This window comes from Winogradskyella endarachnes, from assembly GCF_009741275.1.
Lineage (GTDB): Bacteria > Bacteroidota > Bacteroidia > Flavobacteriales > Flavobacteriaceae > Winogradskyella > Winogradskyella endarachnes.
Genome location: NZ_WOWS01000005.1, coordinates 197,703 through 222,990, shown reverse-complemented (window position 1 = coordinate 222,990; position 25,288 = coordinate 197,703). Strand labels below are relative to the sequence as shown.

Sequence of the window (25,288 nt, the reverse complement as noted above, 5' to 3'; positions counted from 1 at the left end):
AAAAATAAGGAAGACTTTTTAAATGATATACCTCTTTTTGATTTTAAAAACCAATTATTAAACCAGATAGTACAAAGAATAAATAAATCCCTAAAATGTCATTACTAGTAGTGATAAAAGGACCTGTTGCAATAGCAGGATCAATACCTCTTTTGTCTAAAATTATTGGAACAAATGTACCCACTAATGCGGCAACAACGATTACAGACATCATTGAAATGGCTATTGCAAAACTTTCTGTAGTATCTTGATTAATTAAAAGTCCAAAAAGAATAACCAAAATGGCCAGTGCAAAACCATTAATAAGACTTAAGCCTATTTCTTTAATAAGTCTACTTGCCAAACTTCCTTTTACATTATCATTGGCAATACCTTGCACAATAATGGCGCTAGATTGTACACCAACATTACCAGCCATTGCAGCTATTAATGGTGTGTAAAAAAACAGAGAAGGAACGGTTTCCATTACTTCCTCAAAACCTTTCATTATAAATACACTACCTAAACCTCCAAAAAGGCCTAAAACTAACCAAGGTAAACGTGCCTTGGTTAATTCCCAAACACTATCATCTGCTTCAACATCTTGTGTAATACCAGCTGCTAATTGGTAATCTTTATCGGCTTCTTCTTTTAATACATCTACAATATCGTCAATTGTAATTCTACCTAATAAAATTTGGTTGTTGTCTACCACTGGAATCGCTTCCAAATCGTATTTAGACATTACTTTAGCAACATCTTCAACATCATCATTAACATTTACCCAATCTACATTGTCTTTGGCAATGTCTGCAATTTTCATATCACTTTTAGAGATGATCAAATCTTTTAGAGACAGTCTACCAATAAGTTTGTCTTGTTTGTCTACAACGTAAACAGAATGTACTCTTGTAACGTCTTTGGCTTGTCCTCTAATTCTGCGAAGACAACCTGCAACAGTCCATGTTTCATAAACCTTTACTAGTTCTTTAGCCATTAGTCCACCAGCTGTATCTTCATCATAGGTTAAAAGTTCTTGAATCTCATCTCTATGTCCATGGTCTTCTATGTAAGAGATAACTTCGGCTTGTCTTGCTTCGGGAAGCTCAGCAATCATATCTGCAGCATCATCGGTATCTAATTCTTCAACCTCTTCTGCAATTTCTTTAGTAGATAAATTTTCGAGTATTTTTTCTCTTATGTCCTCATCGAGTTCCATAAGGATATCTGAGGTCGTTTCTGAGTCAAGAAGTTTTATGACGTAAACGGCATCTTCATTATCTAAGTCATCTAGAATTTCGGCAATATCAGCATAGTGATACTCATTTAATAAAGTTTTTAACTCTTTATCGTTTTGATCTTCGATAAGAATTTCTACCTTTTCAATGAGCTCATCGGTGAGCTGAAATTGTATGTTTTCTTGGATGTCTTCCACTCTTAGTTTAGAGTTTAATTTGTATCGTTTTCAATTAGCGAAGTGAGCTCAATAAATTGCGAAACACTTAATTGCTCTGGTCGCTGCCCAAATATAGTATTTGCTTTTAAATTATCCGATAGATTGAATGTTTTTAAACTGTTACGTAATGTTTTTCTACGCTGTTGAAAAGCGGTTTTTACAACTCTAAAGAAAAGTTTTTCATCACATGGTAATGTAAAATTTTCTTTTCTTGTAAGTAAAAGCACGCCAGAATCTACCTTTGGTGGTGGATTAAAAACCGTAGGAGGAACTGTAAATAAATATTTGGCATTGTAAAACGCTTGCGTTAAAACAGATAATATACCATAAACTTTAGAACCTTCTTTAGAGCAAATACGCATAGCAACTTCTTTTTGAAACATGCCAGAAAACTCAGGAATTTGATGTCTTAATTCTAAGGTTTTAAATACAATTTGAGAAGAAATATTATAGGGGAAATTACCAATTATAGCAAAAGGTTTGTTTTTAAATACGAGGTTTAAATCGTATTTTAAAAAGTCTTTTTCTATGATTCTGTCGGCAAGATGGAGGTAATTATTTTTTAAGTAATCTACAGATTCTGTATCTATTTCTATAACATGTGTTGTGGTGTCTTTTTTTAGCAAGTATTTGGTTAAAACACCCATACCAGGACCAATTTCTAATACATCATTATAGCCTTGTAAAGATAAACTATCTGCAATATCTTTAGCAATAGACTCGTCTTCTAAGAAATGTTGTCCCAGATGTTTTTTTGCTTTAACCGTCATTATAATTTTATTTTTTTAGCGAAAACGCAAATGCGTAAAGCTGATGTTTTGTAAAGATACGTTGATGATTGTTGATTTTAGCTGCGCTGCAGGCTAAATTGAAACTAATTGTAATTTACAACATATTCATCTACCACCTGAAGTTCTGTTGTAAACGATAATACTTTATCTGCAAAACGTTTTAATCCTTCTTGTTTTAATTTTTCGGCATATTCTGAATAGTATTCATCTAAGGCTTCTCTAGAATGTGCTCTATATTGTACTGAGTAGGTTTCTGTTTCATCATCATCCACTAATACTTTAGTAAGTTTAGCCTCTTTAAATTTTCTTGTTGCTAATACTTGTGGAATATGGTCCTTTATCCATTCTAACCATTCTTTGTGAACGCTTTTATCAATGTTTAGGGTAACGTTATAAATAATCATGCTTTAGAATTTTGATGCAAAAATATGGATTTATAGGTTATTTAGTTTCAAAGTTTCAAAGTTTCAAAGTTTGAGGGATTCTTGTAAAATTTGAATTAAGGATAATTAAAATGTTTAATAGTTAGAAGTTCAGAAAGTTAGTTTGCCTTTTTAATTGATACTATCACCACGCAACATTCTAAATTTCTTCCTTGCTTCAATAAAATAGATACTGTCTTGATGTTCAAAGATTATTTTTTCATAGAGTTCTTTAGCTTCCTCAGGTTTTGCTAAATGTGTATTGTAAAGTTCCGCTAAATAAAAATTAGCATCGTCAGTTAAAATACCTTCACTGTAATTGGTTAGAATGTTTTGGTAATTTGCTTCAGCTTTTAAATATTGTTGCTTTGTTTCGTATAGTTTTGCTTGCTTAAAAAGCGCTTGTCCTATAATGTTTTCGGTTTTATGTTCTTCTAAAATTTTGTCTAAAAGAGAAATAGCATCATCTGTTTTATTTTGAAACGCATATAAATCTGCTTTTGCGTATAGTTTTAGCGATGTTTGAAGGCTGTCTTCAAATTTATTATCTGTTATTAATAGTTTTAAGTCTAAAGCATCATTAGCAATAAGTTGAGATGTTGATGATTTTAAAATTTTAAGTTGAGATTCTGCCCAATCAAAATCGCCTTTGTAGTAACTTGTTTTTGCAACTTTAAATCTTGCTTCTTGCGCAATGGTACTATTTTTCATTTCTGCCTGAATCTGAGAATAGAAAATTAAAGCTTCGTTAAACTTTTCTTGAAGCACTAAAATATCAGCAAGGAGTAATTTTATTTTTGCCTTTCTGTAATATCTAATATTTAGTTTTAAACTTTCTTTTAAAAAGTTAGTGGCTGTTTTTGTATCTTTTTTATGGAATGCTAAAAACTTACCATAAGCTAATTGTAAAGGAATGGTGTGCGCCGTTTTTCCGTATTCTGTAAAAAGACTTTGATAGGTTTTATCTATTTCATTTAATTTATCATTATCTGCGTTTTTAGAATCTATTTCTAAAATAGATTGATGTACTGTTAATGCTGTAGTTTGGTCTTGTGTGGTTTCTAAGATATAATTGAATATAGATTTTGCTGTGTCATCGTCATTATCTTTAATAGCCATATTAGCAAGGTCAATAATACGATCTAAGCTTTCTGGATTTCGTTTATAAAGCGCTTTTTCTTGTATAAAAGATTTATTGTAAGCTTTCTCTTGTACGTAAAGCCAACTCAGCATCTCATACCAATAAGTTTGTGGTTCTTGTTGTATCTGTTTTAGTAACAAGCGTCTTAAGTAAATGTTGTTTTGATTATTTTTATTTTCGGAAATAAAATCTGAAACGGCACGCTTTATATTGCTAATATATTCGGGTTTGTATTGTATAAATTCTATATAATTTTCAAACATTTTTTCAATATCGCCTCTGTCTCCATAAATACGTGCTAATTGAGAATTATAATTTCTTTCTGGTGTTAATATTTTGCCTTTTTCGTAAAGTGTAATGGCTTGGTCAGTGAGAGAATAATCTTCAAATTTTTTGGCAATTGTATAGATATAATAAGGTTTTTTATCTGCCCAACTTATGGCTTCTTGATAAAGTTTATTGGCTTGATCTAAACTATCCATTAATTGGTAATTGTATCCTAATGTTACTAACATGTCTGGATCGCGTCGTTTTTCAAGTTGATTTTGAATAATGTTTTCCGCGTCTTTATATTGCTCTAATTGTTGATGTATATCTATTAGTTTGTTTCTGTAATTGTAGCTGTTTGGCTTTTGTTTTAAAAGATTTTGATAAATGATTAAGGCTTTTTTAAACTCACCTTTTTTGTAATAACTTTCTCCTTGGGCTTCGTTATTTTGTGCAAAACCAGTGTAGCAGCCTAATATAAAAAGTAAAACTAAAATTTGTTTTTGCATGTTTGTTTTAGGTAAAGTAGTCTTCAAATATAACAAATGCAGTGACGAGATATTGTAAAATTTTTTATAAAAAAAAGCCTAAACTATTGGTTTAGGCTTTTTACCAGCAAAATAAATGTGCTATTAACCATTATTATTGTAAATATGATTCAATTATTCTGTCTCGGTTCTGTCTATATTGTAATATGAACAGTTAAAACAGAATTTTAAATGCCATCGCAATTAGCGATACAAGTATTAAAATTCGTTTTAAATTTTTCATAAATAGGTTATTCTGATTTGGAGTTACTAATTTCTAAAAAAATTTCTGCTAAAACGAGAAAATACATATTAAATCGATGAAATACATTTTATTTTAACATTTTTAGATGTTATTGCTGTATTCTTGAAATTAAGAAATCATATCAAAACCAGTATAAGGGACTAATACTTCTGGTATTTTTATACCATCTTCTGTTTGGTAATTTTCTAAAATACCAGCTAAAATTCTCGGTAATGCTAAAGCACTTCCGTTAAGGGTGTGACACAATTCATTTTTACCTTCGTTATTTTTAAATCGTAATTTTAAACGATTAGCCTGAAAAGTTTCAAAATTAGATACAGAAGAGACTTCTAGCCAGCGGTCTTGAGCTGTAGAGAATACTTCAAAATCGTAAGTTAAAGCAGACGTAAAGCCTAAATCACCACCACACAATCTTAAAATTCTGTATGGTAGTTTTAAATCTTTTAAAAGGCCTTTTACATGATTAACCATACTGTCTAAAGCTTTATAAGAATTATCAGGATGTTCTACACGTAAAATTTCAACCTTATCAAATTGGTGTAAACGATTTAAACCTCTAACGTGTGCGCCATAACTACCAGCTTCTCTTCTAAAACAAGGCGTATAACCTGTAATACCAATTGGTAAATCAGATTCATTTAAAAGTGTGTCTCTAAAAATGTTTGTGGCAGGTACTTCTGCTGTTGGTATTAAGTATAAGTTGTCTAAAGTAACGTGGTACATTTGCCCTTCTTTGTCTGGTAATTGACCAGTACCAAAGCCAGAAGCTTCATTTACCAAATGTGGCACTTGGTATTCTGTATAGCCAGCTTCTGTGTTTTTGTCTAAGAAATAGGCGATAAGTGCACGTTGTAATCTGGCTCCTTTACCAATATAAACAGGGAAACCTGCTCCAGTTATTTTATTACCTAATTCAAAATCTATGATATTGTATTTTTTTGCTAATTCCCAGTGAGGTAAAGCGCCATCATGTAATTTAGGAATATCACCTTCTCTAAAGGTTTCTTCGTTATCCTCGTCTGTGTTTCCTGCTGGTACTATAGGGTTTGGTACGTTAGGAATTTTATATAACAACTCAGAAAGTGCTTCTACTTTATTATTAAGCTCTTGCTCAAAATTTTTAGTTGTTTCTTTTAATAGTATTGTCTTTTCTTTTAAAAGATTGGCTTTTTGTACTTCACCAGATTTAAATAAGTTACCAATTTCTTTGGATAAGGCGTTAGATTCTGCTTTAGTATTATCTAATGATGTTTGCAATGCTTTACGTTCTTCATCTAAAGTAATAGCATTATTTATCATTTCTGTAGCATCAATATTTCGTTTTGCTAAACGCTTTATGATGTCTTCTTTATTTTCTTTAATAAAAGCAACTTGTAACATATCTTTTAATTTAAGTTTTACCAATTTAGCTTAGTAAAAGCAAGACACAAAAGTAAAAATAAAATAAGCAGATAAAAATTAAATAATGGCTATTTTGAAGTAAAAACCTAATTGTCTTCCGATGGTAAAATCCAGCTGTGATGCTTAAAATGATGCCATTCTTCATTAGCAATATCAACATTTGGGTCTATAAGTTGTTTTTTAGGCTTTCCGTTAATGCTTACATAAGATTTAACAAAGACTTTAATTGTAATACCTTTTTCTGCAAATTCTTTTTTAAGATGTTGAGCAAATTGCCAAATAACATCTGGTTTAGACTTAGCGCCTCGCTGTTGCTTTTTAGTTAAATAGTCGTCTATTCTAAAAGGTATAACTGCATTAGTTTCTGCATTTATTATAGTGTATTTAGTTCTTCCGCTTTTTGATCGTAACATCATGCGCCAAGATAATCGATGGCCTTCTTCGGTCCATAATACATTATCTTGTATAAAATGATGTCTAATTGGTAATGCAATTTGAATTAGAAAATAAATTGAAAATAATGAAAGCATTATGGTTTTATGCTTAGGAATACTGATTTCATTAGCTTTATATAAAGATTTCCTTTTTAAAAATATATTTCTAATGACTTTAGGTTCAAAAAAGAATAAACTAAATGCCAAAGACATATACGGAAAAATACCAATTTGAAATACAATAGAATTAAAAAGATGAAAGAAAATAGAGGCGAAAAATGCGTACTTACGAGTAGGTTTAAAAAGTAGTAGCGGAATGATTAAGCCGTCAAATAAAATACCTCCATAAGCTAATATATAATGTACAGAAGTTTGTTGAAGTAATTCGCCAATAATGGGATAACTGGCTTTACTCTTCATTAATATTGCAATTACAGTGGTATCTAACCAATCCGGATATATTTTTGCAATTGAAGCATACGTATAAAGGATAAATAGTTGGAATACAAACACCCATTTACACCAATTGGGCATGGATATACTTTTTAGTGAAGGTTTTAATTTAACATCAATTGAGGCATAGCGGTTAGCTGGCATAATTACCATAATAAAACTTAATAACACTAATAAGTAGTAATGGTTATTATAGGATGACTTTTGCATAAGATAAGTGCCTGTCCATAACAACGCAAAGGTGAGCATACTAAATCTGTATTTAAAGCCTAACATTATAAACAGCCCAAACAGTCCCATAATAATGTAATACACATACATCCAATAATCAGGTAAGGGTTGTAGCCATTCAAAACCAATAAAAGAAAATGTAAATTCAGGATCTATTAAAGTTCGTTTTACCCATCCTGTAAAAATGGCTCCAAAAGCTTCTAATGCACATAGAAGTCCAAAAATGATTCTAAAAACTATTAGTCCGGAATTATCAATATGTTTAAATAAAAATTTAGTCATTTATAGATTTAATATAATCTAGTGCATTAGTCATATCTTTTTTAAGTTGAATTTTTAAAGCTTCAAGATTAGGGAATTTTTCTTCACTTCTGAGACGTTTTAAAAATTCTATTTTAAGTTCTACGTTGTAAATATCCGTTTTAAAGTTAAAAAAATGAACTTCAATAGATTTGTTTTTACCATCTACGGTTGGGTTAGTGCCAATATTCATCATACCAAAAACAGTTTTTCCTTCAATTTTAGAAGTTACAACATACACACCATCATTAGGGATTAATTTATATGTGGCAGAAATATTAATATTTGCAGTAGGAAAATCAATGGTTCTACCTAGTTCTTTTCCTTTTACAACAGTTCCGGTAATAAAAAAATTATAACCTAAATAAGAATTAGCTAAAGCAACTTGCCCTTGGTTAAGCGCAGTTCTAATTTTAGTAGAACTTACCGTGACATCTTCTATGTCTTGAGCTGATATTTCTTGTACATTAAAATTGTAGCGTTTGGCAAACGCCTTTAAATCGGTAATATTAGCACTTCTGTTTTTGCCAAAATGATGATCGTAACCTATAACTATTTCTTTGGTATTTAATTCATCGACCAAAATTTGTTTTACATAGTCTATGGCTGAAAGGTTGGCAAAATCTTTAGTGAATTTTTTTACAATAACTTCCTTTATACCAAAGGATTTTAATAATCTTATGCGCTCTTCAATGGTATTTAGCAATTTAATAGAATCATCTTTTTGTAGTACCATCCTTGGGTGAGGAAACAAAGTTAATACCACAGGTGTGTAGCCGTTAGCATTGGCAAGTTGCACTACTTGTTTTAGTATTTTTTGATGTCCAATATGTACACCATCAAAGGTGCCTATGGTTGTTACTTTGTTAGAAATGTAAGTCAAGTTCTATGTTTTATAGTTTTATTTTAAGAAAGGTTCTGAAAAAATATCATATTTTCGAGGCATCCTAACTTTTACAAAAAAATATATGAAAACAAAACTACATTATGTTTTGGCATTATTCCTATTTTTATTTTCATTTTCAGTAACAGCGCAGCAGAGTTATTGGAAAAAAACAGTAGAAAATAAAAAAAATGGAGTTTTAAACAAAACTAAATTGAATGAAAAGTATTACCTAACTTATCAATTAGATTTTGAAGCTTTTAAAGCACAACTAGAAAATGCCCCAATACGTTCAACTACTACAATTGTATCTAGTACTAAGATTTATTTACCAAATTTAGAAGGTGATTTAGAGGAGTTTAAAGTTGTTGAAACACCTGTTCTATCTAGTGAATTATCTTTACTATATCCAAATATTAAAACTTATTTAGGGTTTAGTACCAAAACACCTGGCGCTAGAGCTCGTTTCACAATTTCTCCAGCCGGATTGCAGAGTATGGTAACCTACCCTAATTCAGAGTTGTGTTTTTTAGTGCCATTACAAAAATCTAATTCAAGTGATTATGTTGTTTACAGTCAAGACGCTAAAGAGCAAGAGCTAAATGATTTTGAATGTTTAACGCAAGATTTTATTACTAAAAGTAATCCTTCTGAATTTTTAAGCAGAGATGCTAACGACCAAATATTAAGAACGTTTAGAATTGCTATTTCTTCAACTGGTGAATATACCAATTTTTGGGATGATGGCAACGCTACTAATGGTAGTGCTCAAGACGATGCCTTAGCTCAGGTGGTTTCAACTTTAAATAGAGTTAATGAGGTTTTTGAGGTAGATATGGCAGTAACTTTTACCTTGGTTACAGGTACTGAAATTATTTATCCAGACGCTAGTACAGACCCTTATACTAATTCTTTAAATTCAGAATTACAATCAACACTTACAAGTAATATTGGAGAGGCCAATTACGATATTGGTCACTTATTTGATTATGGAACAAATAATGGAAATGCAGGTTGTATAGGTTGTGTTTGTGAAAATGGCTCTAAAGGAAGTGGTTTTTCTTCACATTCCTTTTTAGATAATGATGGAGGTCCATATATGTCTGATTTCTTTGATATTGATTACGTGCCACATGAAATAGGACACCAAATGGGAGCAAATCATACGTTTTCATATGCTTCAGAAGGTACAGGTGTAAACGCAGAACCTGGAAGTGGCACAACAATAATGGGATATGCCGGAATTACGAGTAGTGATGTTCAAAATCATTCAGACCCTTATTTTCACTATTATAGTATTACACAAATATTAGATAATTTAGATGGAAATACATGTTGGACAAGCACTCCTATTACAAATAGCCCTCCAGTTGCAGATGCAGGTTTAGATTATACTATACCTGTTGGCACAGCATTTGTCTTAAAAGGCGCTGCAACAGATGGAGATACAAATGATGTTTTAACTTATACATGGGAACAAATTGATGATGGCGTTACAACTACAGGAAATTTTGGACCTACAAAAACTACGGGAGCAGTATGGAGGTCTCGTCCTCCTAGTGTTTCAACAAATCGTTACATGCCTATTATAGATCGTGTAGTCTCTAATGAATTAACAGAAACTAACCCAACTGTTACAGCAGATAACTCGTCTTGGGAAACAGTTTCTAACGTGGGCAGAGTCTTAAATTTTGCGTTAATTGTAAGAGATAGATCAGAAGAGAATGGTGTGGGTCAAACACCGCAAAGTGATTTTGATACTATGGTAGTTACTGTTGATGATACTACAGGGCCATTTTTAGTAACGTCTCAATCTACTAACGAAACTTGGGATGTTGGTTCTGTTCAAACTGTAACTTGGGATGTTGCAAATACGGATAGTGGTTCTGTAAATACACCTACTGTAAATATTTTATTATCTATTGATGGTGGTTATACATTTCCATTTGTATTGGAAAGTGGTGTTTCAAATGATGGTTCGCAAGATGTTACAGTGCCAAATATTGGAGGTGATTCGTCTTCAGTTAGGGTTAAAGTTGAAGGTAATGACAATATATTTTATGCAATTAATCTTACTAATTTTACTATTCAAGAATCTGAATTTGTTCTAAATGTAGTAGACCAATTTATAGATGTATGCGCTCCAGATGATGCTGTATTTAATTATACTTATAATACATTTTTAGGATTTTCAGACACAACCACATTTAGTGCTACAGGTTTGCCAACAGGCGCTACGGCAATATTTTCACCTGCTACGGTAACTGCTGATGGTACTTCAGTGACTGCTACAATAGATGGTATAGATAATTTAACCTCTGGAAGTTACCCGTTTACTATAGTTGGTACTTCTGGTTCAGTAACCAACTCTGTTGATGTAGAATTTAATGTGTTTGATACTAATTTTTCAACATTAAATTTAATTACTCCAACCGAAGGTGCCACTGATGTATACGCTGATGCAGCAATATTTTCTTGGGATGCAGACATAAATGCAACATCTTACGAAATTGAAATTGCTACTGATGTTGGTTTTACTGATATAGTTGACGGTTCACTATTAAATGATACAACGTATACAGCTACAAATTTACTTGTTCTTACTACCTATTATTGGAGAGTAAAAGGTATCAATGATTGTGGGTCTGGTAATTACTCGCAAGGTACTTTTACTACAGCCAATATTAGTTGTACAATTTTTAATTCAACAGATACACCAATGTCTATTCCTATAGGTAATAATGGAATAAATTCGGTAATAAACATAGCTACTCCTTTATTAATTACAGATGTTAACGTTACAGTTAATGTAAGCCATTCATATTTAGAAGACGTAACTTTAGTGCTTATATCTCCAACTGGAACAGAGATTATTTTAACTGAAAATAATGGTGGTAATGGAGATAATTACACAAGTACTGTATTTGATAATGATGCTAGTATATCAATTACCTCAGGTTCTGCTCCATTTACTGGGTCTTTTATTCCCGAAGGAGATTTAACACAATTAAATGGAAGTTTATCTAACGGAGATTGGACCTTAAACGCATCTGATAATTTCTTTTTAGATAGTGGTACTTTAGATAGTTGGGTGATAGAAATTTGTGGTGTTGCTCAGGCTGATGACGATAGTGATGGAGTTCCTAATGATTCTGATAATTGCCCATTAACAGCAAATGCTGATCAAGAAGATACAGATAATGATGGTATAGGAGATGTATGTGATGATGATATTGATAATGATACAATTTTAAATGAAAATGACAACTGTCCATATGTTTCAAATACAGATCAGGCTGATGCAAATGGAAATGGAATTGGAGACGTTTGCGATGTAGAGTGTAGTACAATTACAGCAGCAGATACGCCAATAACTATTAGTAACGCTGGTAATGTTACGTATACATCAATTATAACTATTGCGGAATCTGGAGTTGTTAATGATATTAATGTTTTAATAGATATAACGCATACTTGGGCCAATGATTTAGATATTTATTTAATTAGTCCAATAGGAACTATTGTGGAGCTATCTACCGATAATGGAGGTAATGGTGATAACTATACAAATACAATATTTGATGCAGACGCTACTACCTCAATTACTGATGGTTCTACGCCATTTACTGGCAACTACCTTCCTGAAGGGGATTTAACTGTATTGAATGGAGAGCCTGCTGGTGGAGATTGGACATTAGCTGTTACAGATGATGCTGCCCAAGATGGAGGTTCTATTGAGAAGTTTGAATTATATGTTTGTATGGTTCCAACATTAAATGTAAATGAGATTTCATCTAATATTGATTTAAATATTTACCCTAATCCTAGCCATGGTAACTTTAATATAATTATGAATAACGTTCAATCTAAAATAATTGAGGTTGATGTTTTTGACTTAAGGGGAAGAAGAATTTTTGAAAAACAATTCAATTCAACTCAAATATTTAATGAAGAAATAAAATTAAATAGAGTTGAAACAGGAGTTTATTTGGTTCAAGTCAGGGATGGCTTGCGTCAGATGATCAAAAAAATTGTTATAGAATAATTATTTTATAATCGATTTTGTTTTTAACCCTCTAATAATTTTAATTATTGGAGGGTTTTATTTTCCATTAAATTGATTCATTGTATTATTAATACCTGCTAATGCGAAAGATTTAACAAGTTCTGCAGATTTTAGTAAACGTTCCTTTAGTTTAGCGTTTTCTTCAGCATTCCATTCTCCTAAAACGTAATCTACTTGTCTGCCTTTACTAAACTCATTACTAATACCAAACCTAAATCTATTGTATTTAGTGGTTTGTAATTTGTTTTGAGTGTCCTTTAAACCATTGTGTCCACCATCACTACCTTTTGTTTTAAGACGTAATGCTCCAAAAGGTAAGTTTAAATCGTCTGTAACCACGAGTAAATTTTCTTGAGGTATTTTTTCTTTTTCTAACCAGTATTTAATGGCTTTACCACTGAGGTTCATAAAAGTACTTGGTTTTAGTAGTATTAAGGTGCGTCCTTTTATTTTTAGAGTAGCAATATCACCTAGTTTTGCGGTTTCAAAAGTTATAGAATTTTCATCAGCTAAAAAATCTAGAATTTTAAACCCAATATTATGTCTTGTATTGGTGTATTTATCTCCTATATTTCCTAAGCCTACAATTAAGAATTTTTTCATCTTTTCTTCTTCAGTTAATTCTGTTTTATTGCCCAGACCTAACCATTCTTTAAAAAACTTACACATGGTGTATTTCTAGTTTGTGTAAAAATAAAAAAAGCATCCTATAAATAGAATGCTTTTTAAAAATTTGAAATAGGAATAATCTATTATTGTTCCGCAGCACTACTGTCTTGTTCAGTTGCAGGAACATCTTCATCATCATCATCATCGTCATCAGCATCCATAACTGCTAATCTACTACGTCTTACTTGGCAAACAACTGTATTGTCTGGGTGTAAGAATGAATAATCTTCATTTTGTAATTCAGTGATGTAAAGTTTGTTTCCTATTTTTAACGGAGTAATATCTACTTCAATAAAATCTGGTAATTTAGAAGGGATAGCTTTAACTTTAAGTTTACGGTAAGGTACTCTTAAGTTACCACCATTCATTACACCTCGAGAAGAACCTACTGTACGCACAGGAATTTCCATTGTAATGGCTTTATTCTCAAAAATTTGGTAAAAATCGATATGTATAATTCTATCTGTTACTGGGTGAAATTGAATATCTTGCATTACTGCATTAAATTCTTCACCATTATCTAAGGCAATCACAACTGTATGCGCGTTAGCAGTATATACAAGTTTAGAGAATGCCAATTCTGGTGCTGAGAAATGAAATGGCTTGTCTCCTCCGTATAAAACGCAAGGAACCTGACCAGCATTACGTAAGGCTTTAGTTGCTTTTTTGCCTACGCTTTCTCTTTGAGATCCGTTGATTGTAATTGATTTCATTTTATAAAATGTTTATTATTAAATATTAATTACCTCATTTTGAGGGTTTCCCTTTTTTACAATTTTTGCTATAAAGGGCTGCAAATTTAGACATATTATATGAATATACTAGTATTCTTAGTACATTTTTTAATAAACCGCGTGATATAGATGTTTTTAAGTGCAGTTTTAATTAATCAATTACAGAAATAGAACAAATAGAATTGTTTTATTGTATTGGTTAACATGGCTTTACATTACAAATTTATTGCTAATTGATTCGTTATGGTGAACATGGTGCATAACTTCTGCAAATAAGGTAGCACAGCTTAGTACCCTTAATTTTTTACTTTCACCTTTTAAAGGAATGGAATTTGTTACAATTAATTCTTCTAGTTTAGAGTTTTCTAGTTTTTCATAAGCATTACCTGATAAAATTGGATGTGTACAAATAGCTCTAACACTTAGAGCACCTCTTTCCATCATAAGATCTGCTGCTTTTGTTAGCGTACCTGCAGTATCTACCATATCATCTACTAACACAACGTTTTTACCCGTAACATCACCAATGAGTTCCATGTGAGAAATAACGTTGGCCTTAGCACGTTGTTTATAACAAATTACAACGTCACTTTTTAAGGCTTTGGAATAAGCATATGCACGCTTAGATCCTCCCATATCTGGAGAAGCTATAGTTAGGTTATCTAAATTTAGACCTTCTAAGTATGGTAAAAATATCGTTGAAGCAAATAAGTGATCTACAGGTTTTTCAAAAAAACCTTGTATTTGATCAGCATGTAAGTCCATTGTAATAATACGAGTTGCACCAGCTGCTTCTAACATTTTTGCAACTAATTTTGCAGCAATAGGAACTCTAGGTTTATCTTTTCTATCTTGTCTTGCCCAGCCAAAATATGGCATAACAGCTGTTATGTGTCTTGCTGAGGCACGTTTTGCCGCATCAATCATTAGCAACATTTCCATTAAATTTTCTGGGCCAGGATGCGTAGATCCAATAATGAATATGCGCGTTCCTCTAATGGATTCTTCATAAGATGGCTGAAATTCTCCATCACTATAAGTTGATGTAATTACGTTGCCTAATTTCACCCCGTATGCTGAAGCTATTTGTTCTGCGAGGTATCTGCTTTGTTCGCATGTAAAAATTTTGGCTTCTTTAGTTTCGTACATCATTTGTTATCAGTTGTTTAGTTGAGGGGTTTGTGTGTTGTATATTTAGTTCAAATTTAGAAAAATATTTTACTACAAAAAGTATAAATCATACTAATTTTGATTGCTTAGCAGAAATAATTGTCTATTTTTGCAATCCGAAAATACGCGAGTAGATGTTATTAGCTCAAGTGGCGGAATTGGTAGACGCGCTGGATTCAAAATCCAGTGACTTCGGTCGTGTGGGTTCGATTCCCACCTTGAGTACAGAAAAACCCCTTTAAAATAACTATTATTTTAAAGGGGTTTTGTCTTAAAGTAGTCTGTTTATAATCTTTATTTTGTTAATCTTCTATTTCTGCATCACAATCAGCTAATTGTTGCATATAGTTAGATGTAAGTTCTTTTAGAACATTAATTGCAGAATCCTTAATATCATCTATTGACTTAGATTGTAATTCTTTTTTTTGAAGATTTGCTTTTAACGTTTCTTTTTCACAATTACACGCTTTTAAGGCATTATTAAATGTTTCAATATTAGTAGAAACAGTTAATTCTAATTTTTTAATTAAAGCTTCTTTTTTTAGATGTAACTCTTGTGCTTTTTTTAGAGCTAGTTGCTCTTGTAATTCTTGTTGTTTGCGCTCTAGTTCGCGTTGTTGCTGTTCTAATAGGTTTTGTTGTTCTTCTATAGAAACAGAGTTGTATGTATCATTAGTGTTTTCAGTTAATTCTAGTGTTTCTGGGTTTGCTAATTCGACATCTTCATTTCTTATATCGGTACAAATGTTTAATTTCTCAATTGTAGCTTCTGCAAATTGTTTTCCTTTGTTAGCATAATAATAAGCATCATCTAACTTATCTACTTTTTTTGCTTTGGCTAAATAATCTATGGCATCATATACTAAATCATCAACTTCTTCGCATTGGCAATTGTTAAGAGATTTTTGAACTGATAAAAAGGCTTCTCGAGATCGTTCAGCAAAATGTTTAGCGTGTGTTACATTATTGGCATTTAAAGCTGATTCGGAATGTGATAATGCATAAACAATATAAGAGCTAGCTTCAGAACAATTAGATTGAGCCGTTAGATTTAAAAACGGCACACATAGAGTTAGTAGAAAAATGTAGGTGTTTCTCATGTCAATTTGGGTTTTTATAATAAGTAGGTAGGCTAATATAAAAATATTTTTTAATAGCAGCTTATTTTTTAAACATATTTGTATTATGATTCTTGTTTGTGAATCTAAAAAGTGAATTAAAAGCCTATAAAAATTATGCCACTTGGTTTTAGAATGTAATGTTGAGGTTTTTGGGTTTTTTAGGAGGCGCTTTTTTCATGCATTTCTAATTATTTGGTTCTTCTGTAATAGTGCTAGAGTTAGTTGCGTTAATTAACTTTTAAATTGTTAATTTTTCAGATTTACAATTAAAAAGAATAGTTAGTAAGATAATTTTATATAAAGGAAACATGTGTTTCAAAATAAAAGAAATTGTTTCAGTAAAATTGTGAAGACATTTCATGTAAAACTATTTTAAAAGCTTTATTTATACCGTTGTATAATTTTAAGAATTTATTAGTAGATCAGTGATAAATTTATAATGGAAATAATAATAAGTTTTAAAAATTAAAAATTTAATAATTTGAATGTATCACAAGGCAAAATTATTAGTTTAATTGTATTATTTTTAAGCCTCTAAATAAACTAATAAACAATTTAAATGAATAAAAAAATATACTTAATCCTTATAGCGGCAGTGTCTGCTTTAGGAGGACTGCTTTTTGGATATGATACAGGTGTTATTAATGGTGCTCAATTTTATTTAAGTAAGTATTTTGAGTTAGATGCAGCGACTAAAGGTTGGGTTGTTGGTAGTGCGCTTTTAGGTTGTTTTATAGGTGCAATAGTTGCTGGGCCGTTAAGCATTAAAATTGGTCGTAAGTGGTCTTTAATCATCTCTGCAATTTTATTCTCTTTATCTGCTTGGGGTTCTGGTTTACCGACAATGTTACCAGAAACTGTAAGTATGCTTGTTGTATTTAGAATAATAGGAGGTTTAGGTATTGGTATAGCTTCAATGAATGCGCCTATGTACATTGCAGAAATTGCACCAAGCAATATCAGAGGTCGTATGGTAACCTACTATCAATTGGCAATTGTTGTTGGTTTTTTTGTGGTCTTTTTAGCAACATATTATATCGGTAATGGTTTAACAGAAGCAGAAAATATTGCTTTTGGGTGGAAACAAATGTTTTGGTCAGAACTTATTCCTAGTGGATTATTTTTAATCCTTATGTTTTTTATACCTAAAAGCCCAAGGTGGTTAGCTTTAAAAAATAAAGAGACACAAGCCTTAGAAGTCCTTAATAAAATACACAACAATGAAGAAGCACTGTTAGAAATTGATGAAATAAAAACCTCATTAAAAGATGAAAATACAAAGCGTAAGGTTAATATAAATTATTTTTCTAAGGCAATTTTAGTCATAATTACTATTGGTACTTTATTATCAGTTTTGCAACAATTTACAGGTATAAATGCTGTGTTATATTATGGAGCAGATATATTTGAAAAAGCTCTAGGTTTTGGTAAAGATGATGTCTTAAAGCAACAAATTCTATTAGCGTTTGTAAATCTTGTATTTACGTTTATTGCAATGTATACTGTAGATAAATTTGGAAGAAAACCACTTCTGTATATTGGTTCTGTTGGTATGATTCTTGGCTTTTTATTATTAGCGGTTTCACTTCAATTACAGGCCGTTGGTATAGTTTCGTTAATAGGTGTACTTGTTTTTATTGCGTCTTTTGCGTTATCCATGGGACCAGTAGTTTGGGTTTTATTATCAGAAATGTTTCCTAATACAATAAGGAGTGTAGCTATGTCTGTAGCGGTAGCTGCGCAATGGGCAGCAAACTATGTAGTTTCTCAATCGTTTCCTGTTATTATGGAAAGTGAAACTAATAACAGTGAGATGTGGAGTGGTTCACTGCCATATTATATTTTTATAGCCTTTATACTAGTAATAGTATTTGTTACTTATAAGTTTATACCTGAAACTAAAGGAAAATCACTTGAGGAAATAGAGTCTTTTTGGAAATAATAAAAGAATCTCAACAACATATTAAATTATTAGATTAAGATAGTTTATAAAATTGTCCATTTATTTGTGTTATTAACTTAATTGTATGCAGAATTAACTTAATAAATGCGCTTAGATTGAAAAATTATTTTATTTTTGGTTGACCAAACTGGTTAACCAATTTTGAATAGGTGTTGCATTAAAGAAGAATTGATGCTTATTTAGGGTATTGGTTTAGTTCAATATCTTGTATTTACCGTTAGTAATTGTACGGATATTGTTATTTAAAATAGTGCCAATTCAATAGTGGATAATCTTAATTTTATGAAGTAATGCAACCTCCTGAAAACTGTAATAAAACAGTAAATTTATAGGTTCTTATTGAGTAGCCGCATTCTCTAAAATTAATATTAATCCTCTCAAAATAGATATTAATATCATACAATATAATAGCAAATGAAAAATTATTTAATTATTCTAAGTTTATTAATCACATTTTTATCTTGTGGTGAAAAAACGAACTCAAATTCAGAATCTAATTTATTAGTTTCAACTAGTGAAGAATTACAAGACGCTATTAAAAATGCGCAACCAGGCGATGATATTGTATTAAAAAATGGCACCTACACAGATTTTGAAATTAAATTGGTAGGAGAAGGTACAGAAGATAAGCCAATAACTCTTAAGGCCGAAACACCAGGAAAGGTATTTATAGAAGGTGAATCTAGCCTAGAAATTAGCGGAAATTATCTGGAGGTTTCTGGTTTGTTTTTTAGAAATGGACATTCGCCAAAAACTAATGTAATCGCCTTTAGAACTAGTGAAAAAGAAGTTGCTAACCATTCAAAAGTTACCAACTGTGTTATTTTAGATTTTAATAACCTAGAACGCGATCAAGATAATCTTTGGGTACAATTCTACGGAAAACATAACGAATTAAGCAATTGTTACATTGCTGGTAAAACAAATGGTGGGCCGACAGTAAGAGTAGATTTAAAAGGAAATCAAAGCATTAGAAATTATCACAAAATAGTTAATAATCACTTTGGTCCAAGACCAAGAAAAGGCGGAGCAAGAGGAGAAACTATTCAGTTAGGAAGTAGCTTTACGTCCATGTCGCCAAGTAATACATTAATCGCTAATAACTTATTTGAAGAGTGTAATGGTGAAGTTGAAATTATTTCGAGTAAAACCAACTTCAACATCATTAAAAATAATGTCTTTTATAAAAGTGAAGGTTCTGTTGTAACACGTCATGGTAACTACGTCACTGTAGACGGAAATTATTTTATTGGTGATGGTGTTAATGACCAATATGGAGGCATTAGAATTATCAATACTGGGCACTGGGTAATTAATAATTTATTCTACAAAATAAAAGGAAAGAACTTTAGAAGTCCTATTGCTATAATGAATGGTATACCTAAATCGCCATTAAACAGATATAACCAAGTTACTGATGTTGTTGTGGCTTACAATACGTTTGTAGATTCAGATTCGCCATGGCAATTTGGTGTAGGTACAAACATTGCACAAGCAGATGTATTACCAAAATCTGAAATTCGTTCTGCAAGACCTCTTAGAACAGAAGTTGTAAATAACGTCATATATAATTCTAAAGGCGATGCTAACCCAATTGTTGAGCACGACAAAGCAGATGGAGTAACCTTTGCAAGCAATGTTATTGATAACAATGGGGTTGAAATTAAAAACAGTCATGGTTTAATTGCCAAAGAATTAGCATTAACAGATATAGGAACAGGGCTTTCTGTACCAACGTCTGGTTTTGATGATGTAGAAGTTTACAAAGGCTATGATTTTGAAACAATAACTGCCGATTTATTAGGAAATTCAAGAGAGAAATCAAATCAAATAGGTGCTATTTTAAATGCCGAAAACATTAATCTAAATCTATTAGATAAATCTAAATATGGTGCAGATTGGTATTCAAATGATGTTGAAGCTAAAGAAGCTAAAACACATACAGTAGCTAATGTTTCAGAATTAATCGCTAAGCTAAAAGAAGCTGAAAGTGGTGATATAATTGAATTAAATGAAGGTGTTTATGAAATTTCGAACTCATTAATTATTAATAAATCCGTTACCATTCAATCTAAAGGAAATGCTGAAATCGTTTATTCAGGTGCAGCAAATACACCTGCAATAGAATTACATCCTTATGGAAAGTTAACCTTAAAAGGCATCAAACTAAAAGGAGCAGGTTCTCAATATGCTTTTGCTAGTTTAAAAGAAAATATGTCTAACCACTTTGGGTTAGATGTTATAGATTCTGAAATCAGTAATTTTAATTATGCATTAAAGGTTTACAAGCAATCGTTTTCAGAAGAAATTACATTTAAAAACACATCAATTTCTAATTGTGAAAATGGTATAGAACTTTCTGAAGAAACTAACGACAGAGGCGATTATAACACAGAGTATTTAACAATAGAGAACTGTCAGTTTACCAACGTAAAACAAAATGTGATTGATTATTACAGAGGCGGTTATGATGAATCTACAATTGGAGGAAATTTATTAGTTAATAACAGCACATTCACTAATTGCGGAGCCAAAGAGAAAAACGGAATTTTATTAAATCATAGAGGTATTGTAAATGTAAACATTAACAATAATACCTTTAAAAATAATAAGGTTCAGTTTGTATCAATTCTTTGGGGCGCAAAAAATAATGTAGAATCTAATAACACATTAGTCAATTCAGGAAAAATTAAAACTGAAGAAAACTTAAAGCAAAAGTTGATGTATTAATAAGTTCTTCCGAATGCCAAGAATTTAACAAGCTATAATTTTATAAAACTTCAAAATGAAAAAACAACTATTCACAATATTCACATTATTAGCAATTCTTGCCTGTAAAAACAATGCTAAAACAATAGATGAAACAACAGAAGAAACGGTTTCAGAAGTTAAAAAAACTAAAAAAGTACCAAATGATGTTATTCCATTTATGGACAAATGGAAAATTTTAACAGGAGATGGCGTTTATGAAGAGGATTTAGTAAATTTTTCTAAGGACAATTTCTTTTATGTTGAAACAGAAAACGAAACGGATTGGGTTGTTTATAAAACCCCAAATTCTGGGATAACATCTAAAACTTCAAGCAATACTAGGACTGAGCTAGGCGAGAAAAAACATTGGATACCTGAAGAAGGCGGTAAATTAACAGGAACTTTAAAAGTAAAGAATGTATCTACAACAGGAGACGCTACTTCGCCTTCTGCTTTTTCAGTAGTTGTTGGGCAAATTCATAGTGGTGAAGGTCATGAAAACGAACCTATAAAAATTTATTACAAGAAATTTCCTGGTCATACCAAAGGTTCAGTGTTTTGGAATTACGAAATTAACACCGAAGGCGATAATTCTGGTCGCTGGGATTATTCTTCTGCAGTTTGGGGTTACGATTTCTCAAAGGTTGGTACAGGTGCAGCAACCTTCCCAGAAGAGCCAAAAGATGGCATTGCTTTAAATGAAGAATTTAGTTACGAAATTAATGTTTATAAAGGTATTATGTATTTAACGTTTACAAGCGAAGGTCATGAAACCGTTAAATTTACAAAGAGTTTAATAGCATCGGATTTTGCAAAAAAGGAAGATATTCCGCAGCAAATTATAGATGTATATTCGGCGAAAAGAACAGTAGGAGTAGAGCGTGAAATTGCATATGCAGGCGAAATCAATTATTTTAAACAAGGAGCCTATAATCAAGCTAATATTAAAACAGGTTCTCAAACTTACGAAGGTGATATTACAAAACAATATGCTAACGGAAGTTATGCTGAGGTTTGGTTTAAAACTGCAACTGTAGGTGAAAGTACTGACCCCAACTTATAAAACTATATCACGTTGAAAAAAGCAATTTTTGTTATGGGAGTTTCTGGTTGTGGCAAAAGCACCATAGGGAATTTGCTTGCAAAAGAATTAGATATTCCTTTTTTTGATGGCGATGATTATCATCCAGAAGCCAATATTAAAAAGATGTCTAGCGGACAAGCTTTAAATGATAATGATAGACAAGGTTGGTTAGAGGCTTTAAATTTATTAGCCGTAAAGCAGATTAAAGAAAGTAGTTGTGTTATTGTATGTTCAGCATTAAAGCAAAAGTATCGTACAATATTAAGTGATACTATTGAAGATAAAACCGAATGGATACATTTAACAGGAACATTCAATCAAATTTTTGAAAGAGTCAATAGTAGAGCGGACCATTTTATGCCTTCAGCATTACTGAAATCGCAGTTTGATACTTTAGAAAATCCTGAGACAGCTATTACAATAGACATTAGTTTAACACCAGAAGAAATAATTAAAAAGATAAAACACGAATTAATGAATACTTCAGAATTTGGATTATTTGGATTAGGCGTCATGGGAAAAAGCCTGTGTAGAAATTTAGCCAATAATGGTTTTAAAATTTCAATGTTTAATAGGCATGTTGATGGTATTGAAGTGGACGTAGCTAAAAATTTTAAAGCGCAATATTCAGAATTATCGCAAGCACAAGCTTTTGATGATATCTCAGAATTTGTAAATTCTTTACAACAACCAAGACGTATAATGCTCATGGTTAATGCAGGCAAGACAATAGATTACGTTATAGAAGATTTGTTACCTCATTTATCTGAAAATGATATTATTATTGATGGTGGAAATTCTAACTATAAAAAAACCAAAGAGCGTTACGATTATTTAAAAGCTAAAGGCATTCGTTTCATAGGAACAGGAGTTTCTGGTGGAGAAGAAGGTGCTTTAAAAGGACCATCAATTATGCCAAGTGGAGATAAAGACGCTTATGATAAAGTTGCCCCTTTTTTAGAAACCATTTCGGCTAAAGACAAAAACGGTTTACCATGTTGCACGTATGTTGGTCCAGAAGGAAGTGGTCAATTTATAAAAATGGTACACAATGGAGTTGAATATGTAGAAATGCAACTTTTGGCAGAAGTATCAACTATTTTAGAAGCTTTAGGTCAAAATCCTGATGGAATTTCTCAAACTTTAGAGTCGTGGAAAAATTCAGCAAATAGTTATTTACTAGAAATTACAACTTCAATTTTTAAAAAGAAAGAAGGTAATGATTGGTTAGTTAATAAAATATTAGACAAAGCAGGAAATAAAGGAACAGGAAACTGGACCACCATTGCCTCAGCAGAATTAGGTGTGCCAAGTACACTTATCAGTTCAGCGTTGTTTTCGAGATATATTTCGTTTTATAAAGAAGAACGATTACAACTAAGTGAGCTTATTGAAACTGAAAATACTTCAGAATTAAACATTACAACTAACGCGGTTTTAGAAGCCTATCAATTTGCAAGAATAATAAACCATTATCAAGGTTTTAAACTCATATCAGAAGCTTCAATTAAATTTGAATGGAATCTTAATCTTAGTGAAATTGCAAGAATTTGGACAAATGGTTGCATTATAAGGTCTACACTAATGGAAGAATTAGTTAGCATTTTTAAAGAAACCACTAACATTTTAACTAATACGGAATTAATTGAACAAGTGAAGCAATTAAAACCTTCTGCAAAAAAGGTAGTTTCACAATGTTTATTAAATGATTTAACTACACCAGCTTTAAGTGAAGCTATTCAGTTTTTAAATGGGATAACCACCAAATATGCTTCGGCAAATGTTATACAAGCCCAACGCGATTATTTTGGAGCACATACCTATTTAAGATTGGATGATCCTTCTGGAAAGCCACATCATACCAACTGGGTATAAAAGCATAACGACTAAATAATAACTAAATTAAATGGAAGCAACAACAAACAAATCTCTACTCAAAAAAATTATTGCTATTATTTTAGGTTTCGGACCTGGTATTTTTGCTATTGGTTACACCATCGGTACGGGTAGTGTAACTTCTATGATTGTTGCGGGTAGTAAGTTTAATATGGATTTACTTTGGGTATTGTTTTTAAGTTGTTTGTTTTCTGGTGTATTAATGTTTGCTTATGGTAATTATGGGTTAATAACAGGTGAAACAGCGCTATACGGATTTAAAAAACATTTAAAATTTGGTAAAGCACTTGCAATATTAATTATAGTTGGTATAACCTTTGGTCAATGGAACTCCTTAATGGGCATTTTAGGTATTTCTTCTAATATTATCTACGAAATTTTAGCCATTAATTTTGATGGATTAAGTGGATTTAAATATCAAACGGTTTTAATAACTGCAATTGTTATTATCGTTACGTTTTACTTGTTAATGTTAGTTGGTAAGTATACGTTTTTTGAAAAAATTCTAGTCATTTTTGTAACCTTAATGGGTTTATCTTTTGTGTTATCATTATATTTTGTGCAACCATTACCATTGGATGTTATTAAAGGACTTATCCCAAAAATTCCAGATGTTCCTGGTGGAAAAATGTTAGTAGCAGCTTTTGTTGGTACCACTATGGCTTCGGCTACGTTTTTATCTAGACCATTATTTGTAAAAGGAAAAGGTTGGACTATTAAGAACTTAGATCAACAAAAGAAAGATTCTATTACAGCTGCAATTTTAATATTTACAATTAGTGGTGTTATTATGGCTGTATCGGCAGGTGCTTTGTATTATGAAGGTAAAGAAGTAACACATGTGTTAGATATGGCAAATACCTTAGAGCCAGTTGCTGGTAAATGGGCTGTTACCATTTTCTTTTTTGGCGCGTTAAGTGCTGGGCTATCCTCAATATTTCCCTGTTTGTTAATTGCACCATTATTAATTGCAGATTATCAATCTGGAGATTTAGATACCAACTCAAAACAGTTTAGAATTATAACTTTTATAGCTTGTTTAGTCGCTTTAATTGGTCCTGCTTTTGGTGCTAACCCAATAGAAATTCAAATATTATCACAAGTATTTAATGTCTTTGTACTACCGCTTGTTATTTTAGGAATCATCATTATGGTAAATAATAAAAAAATTATGAAAAACTATAAGACCGGTTTATTTGTTAATATAGGCTTGTTTGCATCATTACTTTTTGCTTGCATTATTTCTTATAACGGAATCATAGCTTTAACTGAATATTTTTAAAT

General features: G+C 31.4%; 17 protein-coding genes and 1 tRNA gene. 7 read left to right on the top strand and 11 right to left on the bottom strand.

All coding sequences use genetic code 11. From position 1 onward, the window contains the following. Positions 1-43: 43 nt before the first annotated feature. From mgtE to GN138_RS13095, 7 genes are all read right to left on the bottom strand, one after another. Positions 44-1,393 carry a magnesium transporter gene (gene mgtE / locus GN138_RS13125; protein ID WP_317162758.1) on the bottom strand — a complete coding sequence of 450 codons (1,350 nt, stop codon included), beginning with the start codon at positions 1,391-1,393 and terminating at the stop codon, positions 44-46. A 35-nt stretch (positions 1,394-1,428) separates the two neighbouring features. Next, a complete protein-coding gene (gene rsmA, locus GN138_RS13120; protein ID WP_157364461.1) occupies positions 1,429-2,205 on the bottom strand; it encodes a 16S rRNA (adenine(1518)-N(6)/adenine(1519)-N(6))-dimethyltransferase RsmA in 777 nt (258 codons plus the stop codon). Between the two features lie 104 nt (positions 2,206-2,309). Further along, entirely contained in the window at positions 2,310-2,630 is a 321-nt protein-coding gene (locus tag GN138_RS13115) for a DUF4286 family protein (protein ID WP_157364460.1), read from the bottom strand. Positions 2,631-2,780: 150 nt separating this feature from the next. After that, positions 2,781-4,565: a tetratricopeptide repeat protein gene (locus tag GN138_RS13110; protein ID WP_157364459.1), complete on the bottom strand. Its 1,785-nt coding sequence runs from the start codon at positions 4,563-4,565 to the stop codon at positions 2,781-2,783. Positions 4,566-4,956: 391 nt separating this feature from the next. Continuing rightward, the gene (gene serS, locus GN138_RS13105) at positions 4,957-6,228 is read right to left on the bottom strand and encodes a serine--tRNA ligase (RefSeq protein WP_157364458.1); all 1,272 of its coding nucleotides are present in this window, start codon (positions 6,226-6,228) and stop codon (positions 4,957-4,959) included. 107 nt (positions 6,229-6,335) lie between these two features. Further along, entirely contained in the window at positions 6,336-7,649 is a 1,314-nt protein-coding gene (locus tag GN138_RS13100; RefSeq protein ID WP_157364457.1) for an HTTM domain-containing protein, read from the bottom strand. Beyond that, on the bottom strand, positions 7,642-8,550 hold the full coding sequence (locus GN138_RS13095) for a bifunctional riboflavin kinase/FAD synthetase (RefSeq protein ID WP_157364456.1): 909 nt from the start codon (positions 8,548-8,550) through the stop codon (positions 7,642-7,644). Before GN138_RS13095 ends, GN138_RS13100 begins: the two co-directional genes overlap by 8 nt. A gap of 85 nt (positions 8,551-8,635) precedes the next feature. Here GN138_RS13095 and GN138_RS13090 point away from each other — a divergent pair, with 85 nt between their 5' ends. Continuing rightward, positions 8,636-12,595: a reprolysin-like metallopeptidase gene (locus GN138_RS13090; RefSeq protein ID WP_157364455.1), complete on the top strand. Its 3,960-nt coding sequence runs from the start codon at positions 8,636-8,638 to the stop codon at positions 12,593-12,595. A 57-nt stretch (positions 12,596-12,652) separates the two neighbouring features. On the opposite strand, the gene pth is transcribed toward GN138_RS13090, so the two are convergent. The 3 genes from pth to GN138_RS13075 form a co-directional block, all read right to left on the bottom strand. After that, the gene (gene pth, locus GN138_RS13085; RefSeq protein WP_157364454.1) at positions 12,653-13,285 is read right to left on the bottom strand and encodes an aminoacyl-tRNA hydrolase; all 633 of its coding nucleotides are present in this window, start codon (positions 13,283-13,285) and stop codon (positions 12,653-12,655) included. A gap of 83 nt (positions 13,286-13,368) precedes the next feature. Continuing rightward, entirely contained in the window at positions 13,369-13,998 is a 630-nt protein-coding gene (locus GN138_RS13080) for a 50S ribosomal protein L25/general stress protein Ctc (protein ID WP_157364453.1), read from the bottom strand. A gap of 231 nt (positions 13,999-14,229) precedes the next feature. Then, positions 14,230-15,171, bottom strand: coding sequence for a ribose-phosphate pyrophosphokinase (locus tag GN138_RS13075; protein ID WP_157364452.1), 942 nt, complete (start codon positions 15,169-15,171; stop codon positions 14,230-14,232). Positions 15,172-15,332: 161 nt separating this feature from the next. Between GN138_RS13075 and GN138_RS13070 the strand changes: the two genes are divergently transcribed. After that, positions 15,333-15,414, top strand: a tRNA-Leu gene (locus GN138_RS13070). 77 nt (positions 15,415-15,491) lie between these two features. Here the strand turns inward: GN138_RS13070 and GN138_RS13065 are convergent. Beyond that, positions 15,492-16,289 carry a hypothetical protein gene (locus tag GN138_RS13065; RefSeq protein WP_157364451.1) on the bottom strand — a complete coding sequence of 266 codons (798 nt, stop codon included), beginning with the start codon at positions 16,287-16,289 and terminating at the stop codon, positions 15,492-15,494. 580 nt (positions 16,290-16,869) lie between these two features. Here GN138_RS13065 and GN138_RS13060 point away from each other — a divergent pair. The 5 genes from GN138_RS13060 (at position 16,870) to GN138_RS13040 (ending at position 25,286) form a co-directional block, all read left to right on the top strand. Then, positions 16,870-18,252, top strand: coding sequence for a sugar porter family MFS transporter (locus GN138_RS13060; RefSeq protein ID WP_157364450.1), 1,383 nt, complete (start codon positions 16,870-16,872; stop codon positions 18,250-18,252). A gap of 435 nt (positions 18,253-18,687) precedes the next feature. Further along, positions 18,688-21,003, top strand: a complete 2,316-nt coding sequence (locus tag GN138_RS13055) for a chondroitinase-B domain-containing protein (RefSeq protein ID WP_157364449.1) — start codon at positions 18,688-18,690, stop codon at positions 21,001-21,003. A gap of 55 nt (positions 21,004-21,058) precedes the next feature. Beyond that, positions 21,059-22,087 carry a polysaccharide lyase family 7 protein gene (locus GN138_RS13050; protein WP_157364448.1) on the top strand — a complete coding sequence of 343 codons (1,029 nt, stop codon included), beginning with the start codon at positions 21,059-21,061 and terminating at the stop codon, positions 22,085-22,087. A gap of 12 nt (positions 22,088-22,099) precedes the next feature. Beyond that, the gene (gene gndA / locus GN138_RS13045) at positions 22,100-23,983 is read left to right on the top strand and encodes an NADP-dependent phosphogluconate dehydrogenase (protein ID WP_157364447.1); all 1,884 of its coding nucleotides are present in this window, start codon (positions 22,100-22,102) and stop codon (positions 23,981-23,983) included. Positions 23,984-24,014: 31 nt separating this feature from the next. Then, positions 24,015-25,286, top strand: a complete 1,272-nt coding sequence (locus tag GN138_RS13040; protein WP_157364446.1) for an Nramp family divalent metal transporter — start codon at positions 24,015-24,017, stop codon at positions 25,284-25,286. Positions 25,287-25,288: the final 2 nt, after the last annotated feature.